The organism is Larkinella fluvii (genome assembly GCF_051857545.1).
Taxonomy (GTDB): domain Bacteria; phylum Bacteroidota; class Bacteroidia; order Cytophagales; family Spirosomataceae; genus Larkinella.
The window spans coordinates 25315-40103 of record NZ_JBPZHB010000005.1; the positions used below are offsets into that span (position 1 = coordinate 25315).

13 protein-coding genes are annotated in these 14789 nt (G+C 51.7%); 7 read left to right on the top strand and 6 right to left on the bottom strand.

The genetic code is table 11. The features are described 5' to 3' along the window. Positions 1–35: 35 nt before the first annotated feature. Entirely contained in the window at positions 36–416 is a 381-nt protein-coding gene (locus ACS5NO_RS13560; protein ID WP_439415649.1) for a DUF1573 domain-containing protein, read from the bottom strand. Positions 417–600: 184 nt separating this feature from the next. Here ACS5NO_RS13560 and ACS5NO_RS13565 point away from each other — a divergent pair, with 184 nt between their 5' ends. After that, entirely contained in the window at positions 601–1884 is a 1284-nt protein-coding gene (locus tag ACS5NO_RS13565) for a sensor histidine kinase (RefSeq protein ID WP_439415650.1), read from the top strand. After that, entirely contained in the window at positions 1881–2570 is a 690-nt protein-coding gene (locus ACS5NO_RS13570) for a response regulator transcription factor (protein WP_439415651.1), read from the top strand. Before ACS5NO_RS13565 ends, ACS5NO_RS13570 begins: the two co-directional genes overlap by 4 nt. A gap of 9 nt (positions 2571–2579) precedes the next feature. On the opposite strand, the gene ACS5NO_RS13575 is transcribed toward ACS5NO_RS13570, so the two are convergent. After that, positions 2580–5951 carry a chemotaxis protein CheB gene (locus ACS5NO_RS13575; protein ID WP_439415652.1) on the bottom strand — a complete coding sequence of 1124 codons (3372 nt, stop codon included), beginning with the start codon at positions 5949–5951 and terminating at the stop codon, positions 2580–2582. 130 nt (positions 5952–6081) lie between these two features. Between ACS5NO_RS13575 and ACS5NO_RS13580 the strand changes: the two genes are divergently transcribed. Together ACS5NO_RS13580 and ACS5NO_RS13585 are read left to right on the top strand one after the other, a co-directional pair. Then, complete coding sequence (locus ACS5NO_RS13580) at positions 6082–6504, top strand: response regulator (protein ID WP_439415653.1); 423 nt, start codon at positions 6082–6084, stop codon at positions 6502–6504. Positions 6505–6582: 78 nt separating this feature from the next. Beyond that, the gene (locus ACS5NO_RS13585) at positions 6583–7854 is read left to right on the top strand and encodes a lactonase family protein (RefSeq protein ID WP_138992369.1); all 1272 of its coding nucleotides are present in this window, start codon (positions 6583–6585) and stop codon (positions 7852–7854) included. 89 nt (positions 7855–7943) lie between these two features. Here the strand turns inward: ACS5NO_RS13585 and ACS5NO_RS13590 are convergent, their stop codons facing one another. Further along, complete coding sequence (locus ACS5NO_RS13590; protein ID WP_439415654.1) at positions 7944–8240, bottom strand: hypothetical protein; 297 nt, start codon at positions 8238–8240, stop codon at positions 7944–7946. 762 nt (positions 8241–9002) lie between these two features. Here ACS5NO_RS13590 and ACS5NO_RS13595 point away from each other — a divergent pair. From ACS5NO_RS13595 to glgX, 3 genes are all read left to right on the top strand, one after another. Then, on the top strand, positions 9003–9734 hold the full coding sequence (locus tag ACS5NO_RS13595; RefSeq protein WP_500684147.1) for a YiaD family glycine zipper/OmpA-like lipoprotein: 732 nt from the start codon (positions 9003–9005) through the stop codon (positions 9732–9734). Positions 9735–9795: 61 nt separating this feature from the next. Next, positions 9796–10251, top strand: a complete 456-nt coding sequence (locus ACS5NO_RS13600) for a ferritin-like domain-containing protein (protein WP_114405012.1) — start codon at positions 9796–9798, stop codon at positions 10249–10251. Between the two features lie 197 nt (positions 10252–10448). Continuing rightward, a complete protein-coding gene (gene glgX / locus ACS5NO_RS13605) occupies positions 10449–12551 on the top strand; it encodes a glycogen debranching protein GlgX (protein ID WP_439415656.1) in 2103 nt (700 codons plus the stop codon). A 92-nt stretch (positions 12552–12643) separates the two neighbouring features. Here the strand turns inward: glgX and ACS5NO_RS13610 are convergent, their stop codons facing one another. From ACS5NO_RS13610 to ACS5NO_RS13620, 3 genes are all read right to left on the bottom strand, one after another. Next, positions 12644–13372 carry a DUF3891 family protein gene (locus tag ACS5NO_RS13610; RefSeq protein WP_439415657.1) on the bottom strand — a complete coding sequence of 243 codons (729 nt, stop codon included), beginning with the start codon at positions 13370–13372 and terminating at the stop codon, positions 12644–12646. Positions 13373–13453: 81 nt separating this feature from the next. Further along, positions 13454–13957, bottom strand: coding sequence for a pyridoxamine 5'-phosphate oxidase family protein (locus ACS5NO_RS13615; RefSeq protein WP_439415658.1), 504 nt, complete (start codon positions 13955–13957; stop codon positions 13454–13456). Positions 13958–14327: 370 nt separating this feature from the next. Beyond that, a complete protein-coding gene (locus ACS5NO_RS13620; RefSeq protein ID WP_138992375.1) occupies positions 14328–14732 on the bottom strand; it encodes a four-helix bundle copper-binding protein in 405 nt (134 codons plus the stop codon). Positions 14733–14789 lie beyond the last annotated feature (57 nt).

Sequence of the window (14789 nt, forward strand, 5' to 3'; positions counted from 1 at the left end):
CCGTAAAAATCCGTTCAATCCGCGTTCCCATCAATCTACTGAACGACTTCGCCCCGAATCGACAATACTTTTGTGCCGCCCTCGGCGTTGGATTCCACGGTAACGGTTTTGTTGAACGTTCCGACCGCAGCGGCATTGAACGTCGCTTTGATCTTGCCGGCTTTTCCGGGCAAAATGGCTTCTTTCGGGTACTCGACACCCGTACATCCGCAGGAACCGCGAGCGTTGCTGATCACCAGCGGAACACCGCCATTGTTGGTAAAGGCAAATTCGGCCACCACCGGTTTGCTCCGCTGGATTTTACCAAAATCATGGGTCGTTTCGTCCCACTTAAAAACCGCTGACAGCGAATGGGCAATCAGAACACTGGCGGCAACCAGCCACAGGCAGGATGCGATCATCAGGATGCGTTTCATGAAGTTTGTGTTTAATGGTGAAGCGTTGGAGAACCCAACGGCACAAAAGTATCTTCCTGAAAGACAGCAGGCTGTTAACGGATAGCGAACAGTTGTTAACGAGATGTTAATGAGTTGATTTTTAGCCGCCGGAAGCCGACTTTTGGCTTTCAATTCACCCTTTCCCAGGAAACCACGAGCGATCATGTCCAGACGCGTTTTCCGCATCCTGATTATTTTGTCGGTCATTTCGATCATCGGCATCATTACCGTACAGATCGTCTGGGTGCGCAAAGCCTACGCGCTGCGGGAACGCCAGTTTCGGCAAACCGCTTTCATTGCCTTGCAGGACGTGGCCGACCAGGTGGGCCTGCTCAACGGAATTACGCAAAGCTGCACGGCGGTCACCCAACTTTCGCCCGATTATTTTATCGTGAACACCGACTCGCCGGTCGATCCGGGCATCCTCGAACATTATATCCAGAACTCGCTGCGCAACCACAACCTGATCACGGACTTTGAATACGGTATTTACAACTGCGAAAGCGACCGGATGATCTACGGCGCGTTTGTCAGCCTGAACGCCAATCCCCAAACGGTGCAGGCCAGCCGGAACCTGCCCAAATTTTCGCGCAGTCCGTACTACTTCGGCATTCACTTTCCGAGCCAGTCCAGTTTCATCGCCGGTCATCTCGACGGCTGGATTGCCTCGTCGGCTGCGGTGTTGCTGGTGGTTCTGTTTTTTGGCTATACGCTGGTGGTGGTGTTGCGGCAGCGAAAACTCACCGAAGTGCAGCGTGATTTTATTAATAACATCACCCACGAGCTGCAAACGCCGGTGGCCACTCTCCGCATTGCCGCTGACGTGCTGCAATCCGACGCCATTCTTGACCAGCCCGAACGCCATCGCCAATATGTCCGGGTGGTGCAGGAAGAGAGTCTGCGGCTCCAGAAACAGGTGAGCAGCGTTCTGCAACTCGCCCGCTCGGAACAAATGCAGTTTACCATCAATCCGACAGAGATCAACCTGCATCAACTGTTGACGGAAGCCGCCGAGGTGTTTCGACCACACGTTAGCCTGGAACTCTGGGCCGAAAACGCCATGATCCAGGGCGACCGGTATCACCTCGAAAACGTCATCAACAACCTGATCGACAATGCCTTGAAATACAATACCGCTACGCCACACATTATATTAGAGACTCATAATGACGGAGACCGGCTGGTGTGGTCGGTGCAGGACAACGGCATTGGCATCGCGCCGGACCACCAGCCTTACATCTTCAACCAGTTTTACCGCGTCCCGACTGGGAATGTTCACAACGTGAAAGGATTCGGATTGGGGTTGTATTACGTCGGCAAGGTCGTCAAAGCCCACCGCTGGCAAATTTCCCTGCAAAGTATACCCGGTTCCGGGAGTATCTTTACGGTAAAAGCCCGAACGACCAAGCCAACCGCCTTTTTTTCTAAACTGCCGACTGTGCGATGAAACCGCTTTTGCTGTACGTCGAAGATGACGTAAACCTGGGTTTTGTCACCAAAGATAATCTGGAACTGGCGCAGTTTCGGGTGGTTCACTGCACCACCGGCCCCGAAGCCTGGCGTTGTTTCGAACAGCAGCCGTTCGACCTGTGCATTCTGGACGTGATGCTGCCGCTGACCGACGGTTTTACGCTGGCCCGGCAAATCCGGCAGATCGACGACAAGATTCCCCTGCTGTTTCTGAGTGCGCGGGCCGACAAAGACGACCGGCTACAGGGGCTTCGGCTGGGAGCCGACGACTACATCACCAAACCGTTTAGCATTGAAGAACTGATTCTGAAAATCAACGTGTTCCTGCGCCGGAGTAAGCCCCCGGTTTCTGCGCACAGCGGATCGGTACAATACATCGGATCGTATCAGTTTGATTTTCAAAATCTGACGCTGGAAATAGACGGTCACTTGCAAACGCTGACCCACCGCGAAGCCGAAGTGTTGCACTACCTGATGGCGCGACCGAATACGCTGATCCGGCGTGACGAGATTTTGAAAGCCATCTGGGGCGACAACGATTATTTTATGGGCCGCAGTCTCGACGTGTTCATCTCCCGACTGCGGAAACGGCTGGGGACCGATTCCTCGATTCGCATCGAAAATCTCCACGGCATCGGATTTAGGCTGTTGCTGCCGGGCTGAGAAAACCGCTTAGGGAATCCGGACCGGATTAAACTGCCTGAAGGGAAGAATAATGTGAAAGGCGGCTCCGTCCGTTTCGGTTGCCTCGACAAAAATTTCGCCGTGGTGGATCTCGACAATTTTCTTGCTGAGCGATAAACCGATCCCGGTTCCCTGGTACTGTCCGGGTTGGTTGAGCCGCTGAAAAAGTACGAAAACCTGCTGCCCGTATTTTTGCTCGAAACCGATACCATTGTCTTTAAAAATCAACTCGCAATAGGTCATCGACGGGTTCAAAGTCGGATATTGGCTAATGATTTCCGGGGTCAGAAGGTGCGACGAAATAGCCAGAGCCGGTGGGGTTCCTTCCCTGGAAAATTTGAGGGCATTGCTGATCAGGTTGTAAAAAAGCTGATTCATCTGCAAAGGAATCGCTTCAATAGTGGGCAGCAACCCACTCGTGATGAAAGCTTTTTTCTGCTCAATCAGCAGTTCAAAATCACTCAGCACATTTTCGAGCGTTACGCCCAGATCCGTCGGAGCAAATAGCTTTTCGTGGTTGAGGAGTTGGGAGTAATTGAGCAGATCCTGGATCAGTTTGCTCATCCGCACCGACGCCCCGGCAATTTTACTCAGGTAGGCTTTGGCTTCCAGCGAAAACTCGTCTTCGTGTTTCTCCTGCAACCGGTTCGAGAACGTAACGATTTTGCGCAACGGTTCCTGCAAATCGTGACTGGCAGCATGGGCAAACTGCTGCAGTTTTTCATTCGTTAGCTGTAGATCGGCCGTTCGTTCTTTTACTTTGATTTCGAGGGCTTCCGAAAACGTCTTTAGTTTTTGCTCCGCCACTTTACGTTCGGTAATGTCTTCTATGGCGAGCAGAATCAAGGGTTCCACGGCATGTTCGTTGGCCACCTGCCGGGCATTCAGCAGCATGGTCCGTTCTCCGAGCACCGGGAAGGGCAGGGTGATCTCAAAATTCTCCAGTTTGACTCGCTGCGGGATGATTTTTTCGAGCTGTCCCTGCAACCCCGGATCATCCCACTGGTGGTTTTGCAATTCATAAAACAGCTTATCTTCCGTTTCCAGCTCCGTAAAATTAAATTTTTTGTAGAAAGCCAGGTTGGCGGTTTTAATGCGCAAGGCCTTGTCAAGAATCACCAGCGGTTCGCGGATGGAGGTAACGATGGATTCGGAATACAGGCGGGCACCGTTGAGTTGCTCCTGTTTGTCGAGCAGTTCCTGATTCAGAATCACCAGTTCCTCGTTGCTCGACTGCAGTTCTTCTTTCGACGTTTCCAGTTCTTCATTCAGGCTCTGCATTTCTTCACTGCTGCTCTCCAGTTCTTCGCTCGTGCTTTGGAGTTCTTCGTTGGCCACTTCCTGGTCTTCGATGATGCTGCGCATGTCCTCGCGGGTTTGCGCCAGCTCATTTTCCAACTGTTGAATCCGCAAATGAGATTCGTTCGTAATCGCGGTAGTCGGGTCACCCGCTAAAGCCAGAGCGGTTTCGGTTTCCTTTTTGGTAAACAGAACCATAAAATGGGGCTCGACGCTGCTGGTGAGCAACAAAATTTCGATGGTCACCAGGTATTGCACTCCGTGAATCCGAACCGGAATGCCGGTTTTGATCACCGCGCCCGGGCTGGTTTTGGCTTTGTGCAACGCATTTCGCAGCTCGAACCCCAGGCCCTCGCGCGCCATTTTGAACAGGTTGAAGGTCGGTTTGCCGGGCGGTGGTTCCAGAAACGGCGCAATGGCGCCATGAATGTGAACCACATCCATCAGATCATTCACAATGACACTGGCCGGGGTGTATTTGGCAAGCAGAATGGCCTCCGCCGTTTTGCGGAAGTCGGTTTGCAGGGTATCGGGCTTGGCCGCTTTTTTGTCTTTTTTTACGAAAGCGTCCTCCCGTCGTCCGGTGGCAACGGGCAGAAACCGCCCCGGAACCGACTTGCGGGTATAAATCTTTTCGGTGCGGATAAAGGACGCAAACAAATCGGACACCACGCTGGTCGTTTCGGATTTGCCGAGCAGCAGAAAACCGCTTTTCCGAAGGGCGTAATGAAAGGTCGACAGGGCTTTTTTCTGCAAAAAGCTATCCATGTAAATCAGCACATTGCGGCAACTGACCAAGTCGATTTTAGAAAATGGCGGATCTTTCAAAAAATTCTGAACCGCAAAAACGCACAGATCCCGGATGGTTTTTACCACCTGGTAGTTGCCGCTGGTTTTCGTAAAATACAGGCTGAGCTGCTCATCCGAAAGCGTTTGCACTTCGGCTTTGGTATAAATGCCCGCGCGCGCTTTTTTGATGGCGATCTCGGAAATATCAGACGCAAAAATCTGAATCTGCCGGGTGGTTGACTGGTCACCCAAAAACTCGTGCAGGCAAATGGCCATCGAAAACGCTTCTTCGCCGGTGGAGCAGCCGGCAATCCAGATTCGGACGGGTTCTTCGGCCGCTTTGTTTTTGAACAAAACCGGAAGAACCTTTTCACGCAGGGCTTCAAACGTGTTCGGATCGCGAAAAAAAGAGGTCACCGGAATGAGCAGATCCTGAAACAACGCCTGTTGCTCGGTTTTATCCCCCATCAGAATGTTCAGGTAGTCGGCCAGCTTGCCCACTTTGCCAATCGCCATTCGCCGGGCAATTCGCCGGCGAATCGTGTTCTGTTTGTAATACGTAAAATCAACCCCGCTCCGCTCCTGAAGCAGGACGATCAAGGATTTGAAAGCGGTTTCATCTTCTTTGGGTATCTCCTCCTGCGTATTACCAATGGTACTCTTCTGGTAGTCCCGCACAATTTCCCGGAGTTTATCCGGCATTTCTTCGGGCGGCAAAACAAAATCCACCACCCCGGCGTTCACGGCACTTTGCGGCATATCGCCATAAGCCGCCGTTTCCTGATCCTGCGCAAAGGAAACCCCTCCGTTCTCTTTAATGGCTTTCAAACCCAGCGTGCCATCGTCGCCTTTACCGGACAACACAATGCCAACCGCCAGTTCTTTGTGAACGTCAGCCAGAGAGGTAAAAAAAACATCGATGGCCAGATTGGTTTTTATTTTATCCCGGGGCGTCAGTTTCAGCACCCCATCGAAGGCCGTCAGGATTTTGTTGGCGGGAATAACGTAAATGTGATTGGGCGTCAGGTGAATATCGTCCGTAATCTCCGAAACCGGAATGGCCGTTATGCGGGATAGGATTTCGGGCAAAATACTTTCGTGCAGAGGATCCAAATGCTGCACCAGCACGAACGCCATGCCCGAATTGTCCGGAATCGCCTTGAGCAGTCGCCGGAACGCATCCAGCCCGCCCGCAGACGCACCAATGCCGACCACCGGAAAGTCCTGCGGGGTAGCAACGGGCGGAACTTCCTTTTTTTTGTCGGATGACATTGTTTTTCAGGGGGGGTAGCTAAAGGTACGGAAAAGGTTTACAATACCGGGCGGATTTGTATTTAGTTTGCCATTATCGTACATCTACCGCCTAAGTTGTTTACCTTGCTTATCACTACCACCGATCAAGATGAACCGTATCCTGACCTTTCTGCTTGTAGACGACGATGCTGACGATTGCGATTTTTTTCGGGAAGCGGTGCGGGAAATTGATGCCACATCGATTTGTTACACGGCCGAAAACGGCGAAGATGCCCTGGTGAAACTTCGCAATGGACTCCAAAAACGTCCTGACTTCATTTTTCTGGATTTGAACATGCCCCGCATGGACGGCAAACACTGCTTGGCCGAGCTGAAGAAAGATCCCAAACTGAGAGATATTCCGGTGATTATTTATACGACCTCCTCTGCACCGGAGGACATCGAAGAAACCCACCTGCTGGGTGCGTCGTACTTCCTGACCAAACCCTCCGATTACCAGAAGCTCCTGAAAGATCTGTTTTTTGTGATGGGCCGGGATTGGTCACAACAACCCCAAATGCTTCGTTTTTAATTTCCGACCAGGTATTAAAATTGCGGCTTTCGGCTATATTTGTGTAATATCCAAAGCTATAACCCTTCTATTTGCAGCATGAAAAAACAGAGTTTGGTTGCCCTTGCCTCTTTATTGACCACGGGGGTCTTCGCCCAGCAGGAACCCATTCAGTTTACGGCCAAAGGAATTGTTGTTCTGTCCGATGCCGATATGGCGGCTTCCGCCCTGGCCGACGGCAACTTGTACAAAAGCAAAACCAGCCGTGACGCACTGACGATCGTTAAATTTCCTCTCGACCGAAATGGGCAAAACATTACCACCGCCCCCATTTCCAACTCCTCGGCGCTGTATGACAAAGCCGCTGTTGTGACCCCCAACGGGCGCTTCGCGTATGTGCTGGAAGGACGCGGCCAACTGGGCGACAGCGTCTCCACGCTGAAAGGCGGTGTGAAAGAGATGCCGGCCGCAGCCCGAATGTTTATTGTCGACCTCGCACCGGCCAAACCGACTGCGAAAGTGGTCAGCGTCGGCAACCTGCCGACGGCCATCACCATCAACCCGCAGGGCAACACCCTCGCCGTGGCTTCGGGTGATGCCGGTAAAGAAATGCGGTTGATTGAAATCGACAATACCGGTACGCCCAAGCGGGTGATCACGGCCCCTTCCCCGGTTCCGGGGGCACGCATTACGGATCTGGTGTGGAGCCCGGCCGGTGACTTCCTTGCCTACGTGATTGAAGATACGCAGGAAGTTGGCTTGATGAAATATTCACTCGATGCGGCCAAAAAACCGAATATCGTTCCCCACGGCAAACCCATCAAAGTAGGTGGTTTGCCAGCCACCGGCAAATTCTCGCCCGACGGTAAATTCTTCCTGGTTTCCGACATCAAGAAGGGAGCCAACGCGCAGGGAGCCGGCAAAGGTGAGTTGTTTGTGGTACAGTTCAGCACTGAGGATACGCCGGGTGAACACAAAGTGGTTTCTCAAACTGCTTCGGGCGAAAGTGCCGAAGCCCTGACCATCAGCCCCGATGGCTCTATGGTGATTGTGGCCAATTCCGGGCAGTCCTACCAGCCGTTCGGCCATGCAGGGGCCGGAAAAAGCTCCCTGTCGGTGTATGGACTCGACAAGGAAGGAAAACTGACCCTGGCGAATGAGTATCCGTTTGAAGGCATCATGCCCCAGAGCGTCGAGTTCGACAAGAGTGGCAGTGCCATTGCCGTGGCGGTTTCCGAATACCTCGATTATGGCGACCGTTCCGGCGGTATCGAGTTCTGGAAAGTGACCAAAGGCGACAAACCGTCGCTGGAGAAAATGCCGGGCAAAATCAGTGTCGCCCGTGGCAGCCACACGGTACGGGTTTATTAGTTAAGAGTTAAGAGTTAAGAGTTGGCTAACTCTTAACTCTTAACTCTTAACTCTTAACTCTTAACTCTTAACTCTTAACTCTTAACTAATTATACCCTCTCCCAGCGGAATTGCTTTTTGACTTTCTTCTGTTTTCCGTTGCTTTTATCCTTTTTCAGTCCTTTGCGGTCACTCGCCATGGAGGAAGAGGCTCCGGCTCCTTTGCGGTTGGAGAACCACCAGGTCGGGCTGTGCATGGTTCCCAAAACCGTTCCTCTGTACACGCGCCCGCCGTGCTGGTGTTCCATTTTTACGTGGCAACTTTTAATCGGGCAATGGGATGCCATACATCCCGTCAGGAGCCAACTACTCACTAAGCTCACCCACAATCCCTGAGGTAGTTTCATCTCGGTATCGGTCTAAAGCAGAAGGGGTGAAAGTAGAAAAAGTTTTGCTCTTTTTCCACTTTCACCCCTTCTGCCTTTTGTAAGGTCTTATCTTCCGAAAGCCAACTCATACCCGGCGTTTACCAGATATTCAGCCACCCGTGGCCGAACGACCCAATAAACCCCGTTATCTCCGCGCAAAATCCAGTGGTCACTTCCCTTTACATAGCGATTATTCGCGCAATCAATTGCCTGCATCAATGTCTTAAATTCTGATTGCCGTGCTTCTTTCAACATCTCAGCAAGGCGCGGAAAAGCCACGCTCCGCCGTAACCGTAACGTAATTGTTGAATCTCGAGAATACATACACGTAGAGTAAACAGTTCACTATGGGTTGTCTACTTGCACAAATCAAGCCAATTATTTTCCTTTTGTAACCGTTTAGTAAAATAAGACAATATTAATGAAATAATTGAATCGGCAATCTACCAAAAACTAACATTTTTTTATGATAAACTGAGTAATTATTCTTTCCATAAAAATATGATTATGTTACTATTTGTATACAGTATTGTGTAGAAAGACTTCCCCAGCCACCAGCTTGTGTAGCCCTGATTCCCCACAGACAGCTGACCTGCTGTACGGCTGAGCGGCAAACTAGCCATAAACACAATTAACTCATTTTCAGCAACTTAAATACTTTAAAAACGTGATAGTGACCCCTATTTTTACAAGTGGTACGGCTTTTGGCCTTGGTGCGACGAACCAATGTTTCAATTTACCATGATCAAACACAGCCATTCTTTACAATTGCGTACAATGAGAGCGGTGGCACTGGTAGTAGCCGGGAGCATGCTTGCGGCTGGTACAATGACAGGATGTAAATCAATTCGAAAAAACACGAATAATACCCAGCGCGGTGCCATCATCGGAGCTGGTGCGGGGGCAGTTGCGGGTGGCCTTATTGGCCGGAAATCAGGCAATACCGCCGTGGGTGCGATTCTGGGTGCTACGGTGGGTGGCGCAGGGGGGGCATTGATCGGCCGTCAAATGGATAAGCAGGCGGAAGAACTTCGCCGGCGACTCGAAAACGCCCGCATCGAACGCGTGGGCGAGGGGATCAAAATCACCTTTGACTCCGACTTCCTGTTCGACGTGGATCAATATAAACTGAAGTCTGCGAATCGGGAAAACATGACCAAACTGGCCGAGACTCTGAAGAAGTACAACGATACGGAAGTCTTGATTGAAGGCCATGCCGACAATACCGGTTCCGACCAGCACAACCTGAAACTGTCGGAACGCCGGGCCAAAACTGTAGCCAGGCTGCTACAGTCGGAAGGCATAAAAGCCAACCGTTTGACGGAGAAAGGCTATGGTGAAAGCCAGCCGCTGGCCGACAATGGCAGCGTTTCAGGCCGTCAGCAAAACCGCCGGGTCGAGGTAGCCATCTATGCAAACGATAAGCTAAGAAAAGCCGCCGAACGCGGAACAATTGGAAATATAAACAGTTAAACCTATACGCCCGGTCCGTCAGGGATCGGGCGTATGCTAATCACTTTTCTTTTTAAACGTTATGGAAGTAGGAAACACACACAGCGAAATTCTAGACCGGTTGAACACGCTATTGACGCGTACACGTGACGGAGAACGAGGCTATCAGGAAGCCGCTGAGAATGTAAAAGATGCTGAACTGAAGAGTTTGTTTCTGACACAGTCGCGGCAGCGCAACGAATACGCCACGGAGATCGACCGCGAAATCCGCACTCTGGGCGGAGATCCCGAAAACAGCACGAGCCTCACCGCCGATCTGCACCGCGCCTGGATCAATATCAAAACCACCTTTACCGGCAACGACGACAAAGCCGTGGTGGAAGAATGCAAACGCGGAGACGGACAGGCCCTGGAAGATTACCAGGAAATTCTGCAAAGCACCAGCCTGGCGGCCAGCACCCGCGAACTGCTGCTGCGTCAGAAAGAACGGATCGAATCGGCCCATGCGTCGATGGCCCGTCTGGCCAATGTTGTATAACCTTTCCAGGTGAAAGGTAAAAAGTCCCGGATCCAGTGGATTCGGGACTTTTTTTTGTATCCAAAAACAATCTAAATCCACGAATTGTTGATCAATAGGCCGGCCAGCCCTTGCCAGGATTGACTTAAAAACCGCACAAGCATTTTCAAAACCGCAGCGGAACCTGATTCAATGGCCCCGGAAACTGAATTAATATTATGGAAACCACCAATACTGTAGAAAACCCGGATGAGATTCATTCCAGACCGGGAAAGCCTTACCCACTGGGCGCCACATGGGATGGCGAAGGCGTTAACTTCGCCCTGTTTAGTGAACACGCAACCGGCGTTATCTTATGTCTGTTCGACGCGGAAGACCCGGCCAAAGAAACCCGGCGAATTCCGCTGACGGAATGCACCGAACAGATCTGGCACATCTACCTGGATGCCATCCAGCCCGGCCAATTGTACGGTTACCGCGTGGAAGGGCCGTTTGAACCCACCCAGGGTCTCGTGTTCAATCCGAATAAACTGCTGCTGGATCCGTATGCCAAAGCCATCAGTGGGCCTATTGAAAGCAACCTGGCTCAACTGGGCTTCGATCCGAACAACCAGGATGAAGACCGGTTTTCGAAACCGCAGGAAGACGACAGCGCCCCTTTCGTACCGAAGTCGGTGGTGATCGACTCCACCTTCGACTGGGAAGATGACCAACATCCGGACATTCCACTCAATCGCTCCGTGATTTACGAATTACACGTGAAAGGGTTTACGAAACTGCACCCTGAATTACCGGAGAAAATCCGCGGAACTTACGCCGGTCTGGGTCGTCCCGAGGTTACGGAGTATCTGAAATCGCTGGGAATCACGACGGTGGAGCTGATGCCGGTTCACCAGTTTACGGGCGAAAGTTACTGGGGTTATAACTCAATCGGGTATTTTGCCCCCCATAGCGAATATGCCTCGAAAGATAAAATCGGCCACGCCGTCAATGAATTCAAGGAGATGGTAAAGGCCTTGCACAAGGCCGGTATCGAAGTTGTTCTGGACGTGGTCTATAACCACACCGCCGAGGGCAACCAGCACGGGCCGACACTGTCGTTCCGGGGCATTGATAACCCGGCTTACTACTGGCTCGTGGAAGGCAATGAAACCTACTACATGGATTATACCGGCACGGGCAATACGCTGAATATGAATCACCCGCGTACGCTGCAACTCGTGATGGACAGCCTGCGCTACTGGGTAAACGAAATGCACGTCGACGGTTTCCGGTTCGATCTGGCCACGGCTCTGGCGCACAGCCTGACGGCCGCCGGTCAGTTGTCATCCTTCCTGGAAACCATTCAGCAAGATCCGGTTCTGTCGCGCGTCAAACTGATTGCCGAACCCTGGGATGTGCAGTCGTATCACGTCGGCAATTTTCCGGTCAACTGGTCGGAGTGGAATGGCAAATACCGGGATTGCGTTCGCGGATTCTGGAAGGGCGACACTGGACTGGCCGGCGAACTGGCCGCGCGGTTTTTGGGAAGCCCCGACCTCTACAACGACGGTCGCCAGCCTGCCAACAGCATCAACCTGATTACGGCCCACGACGGTTATACGCTTAATGACCTGGTGAGCTACAACGACAAGCACAATGAGGCCAATGGAGAGGATAACAAGGATGGCGCCAACGATAACCTGAGCTGGAATATGGGCGCAGAAGGCCCGACCGACGACGAGACCATTGTTCGGGCGCGTGAACAGCAAAAACGAGCGTTTTTAGCGACCCTTCTCCTGAGCCAGGGAACGCCGATGCTGGTGATGGGCGACGAATGTGGCCGGACCCAGCAGGGCAACAACAACGCCTATTGTCAAGACAATGAAATTAGCTGGTTCAACTGGGAGTGGACGGCCGATCAACAGGCTTTGTTCGATTTTACCCGCCAGCTTACCGCCTTGCGTCGGGAACTGCCGCTGCTGCGTCGCCGGAAGTTTTACCGCACGGAGGAGATAACCTGGCTTCGCAACGACGGAAAACCAATGACCGACCAAAACTGGAACGATGGTATTACCCGCTGTCTGGGTTTGCTGATCGATGGCACCAAGGTGGATGAGCAGGACGAAAACGGCGATCCGATTGGCGAAGGCCGGTTGTTGATCCTGTTCAACGCGTTCTGGGAACCCTTGTCGTTCCAACTACCGAAACCCGGCCGGAAATCCAAATGGCAGGTCTTGGTGAATACGGCTACCGATACGCCTGTTCAACAGGAAGTTTCCGCCCGTGAGCCCTTCGAAATTCAGGGCCGGTCGGTGGTGTTTCTGAAGCTGAAAGAGTGATGAATGATGGGTGATGAATGATGAACGATGAATGGTCGACGGCAAAGCCCATTCATCGTTCATCATTCATCACCGCGTGGGCGGCCCCGCCATCATTCGTTTTTAAAACGCCATTCCTTCTCTTCAATCGATGCTTTCTGAATGCAGTCGTACAACTCGGCGTCGTCTTTGTAACTGAGTTGCTGCAATTGGTAGGCTTCGATTTGCAGTGAAAATCCCGGACTCTCGAAGGGCCAGGGATCAACGCATACGGTTTGGTCAGGACGTTGAAAAATGTAGTAGATAACACCATCCGGGCCGGGACTGATTTCCAGCCGACGGCCATATTCCGGAATCAGGCCCTGACAAAGAATGAGCGACAGGGCATCGCACCACTGAATGAAGGCATATGCATAGTCAACCTCCTTTTTAGAAAGTTTCATCTGCCGCAGCCACGTCTTCTGGTTCTGTTTCTGCTGTTCCAGAAACGCGTTCAGCTCCGCGCTTTGATCAGTTAGGGACTCATAGAGAAAGGTGGCATGTTTCGACACCATCAGGGCATTCCATCGGCTTTTTTCCAGTGCGATTTCAACCATTCGCCGGGCCTGACCCACGGCGTATTCTTCGATCCGAAAATCCATCGGTGCGCCCGCTGCCGTGAGGTGATTCCGACCTTCCCAGGGTTCCTGCCCATCGTCGTGTTCGGTCAGGGCTACGAGCGTTTCCACCCATCGTTCCGGTCTTTTGGCCGGGTTCCAGTGCATCGCAATCTTGACCGCCAGCAACCCATGGGCCTGCTGGTGAATCAATTCCCAACCAAAATCGGTGTTTTTAACAATCATATCGGGTATGTTTTCAAAGGGCAAAGCAAAAAAATGCCGGTCTCTTCAGACCGGCATTCCGCTTTTTTATAGAGTAATAGATTATCGGTTTTCAACCAGTTTGTTTTCACCTTCCTGGTAGGTGTCACCGGTCAAAGCTGCCCGGGCCATTTCAAAAAGCCGCACCATCCGGCTTGAACTGGAATCCCAGTACTCAGCCGTTTCGGTATGCACTTTCAGCAGGGACAACGACGGGTCATCTTTGCCTTCGGGAAACCACGGTTTGGCCATAGGTGACCACAGTTCTTCAATTTTTGCCCGATCCTGCAATTCCTGTGCCGTGCCGCTCACGGACACATACGAGGCATCCGACACGTTGGCAAAAGCGACATTCACCTGGTAGTTCTGGTCGATCTGATCGGTTTTTGGGGAGTTTTCTTTCGTTAGAAACCACAAATCACCGTTTTCATCGACCTGCATCACGGCCATCGGACGACTTACCAGCTTGCCGCTTTCGTCCTGGGTGGTCAACATGCCAATCCGAATGTCGTTGATCAATTTGCTAACCTTCTCCATCCCCGCACTCCGTTCTTTTATCGTTTCCATATTGTTGTTGATTTAAGGAAGAATAAAAGCCGGTTGTAATTTAGCTTTCGCTAAAACAACCGGCCCATCACTTTTGAATATCTATAACGGTGTTGATGACCAGTTCAGGGTCTTCATCGGAATGAACGTTTTAGAAGGGCTGGCGCAGCTTTCGTATAGCCAGTTTCTATGTGTTTTCTGCACCGGGGATTCACAATCTGTTTTAACGCGTCCACTTTTGTTTCCCACCTGAACGTATGTTGTCTCATTTGCCACTTCCATACTGCTCACAACGACTCGTTTACCGACAGAATTTCCCGATGGCCGATGGCCCGGCTGGTTGAAATACCAGCACCGTTTTTGTTACCAGTTGTGCCAGTTTCCTGACCAGCTAGTTATAGAGCATTTCCTGACGGCCGAGCGCAACAAACAGCGTACGTGACGTCTCAGTTTCTGTATCGGGCCGGAGGGTCATCTCCAGAATGGTCATGCAAACACGGATGCACTGACGGCAGGTTGTGGCAATCTGGCAGGCGCGTTCGGCACTCATCCGTTCACATTCTTCAGCACACTTTTCGCATACTTCGATGCAGGTTCGGGCCAGAAGCCGCGTGTTTTCGGAACCCCGGACGTATAAAACCGCCACCTGACGACAGAGATCCGAGCAATCCAGACTCAGGAAAATACAGCGATAGAGCTCCTCAATGTCCTGCTGACGCGACAATTCCGTGGCGTATTCATCGCAAGCCGTCGCACAGCCTACCAACGTGTCGTAAATGTTTTTCTTCCAGATCATAACGCTTCAATTTTCCTGGGTTAAACGACTTCTACAAAATGAACTGTGATTAAAAAT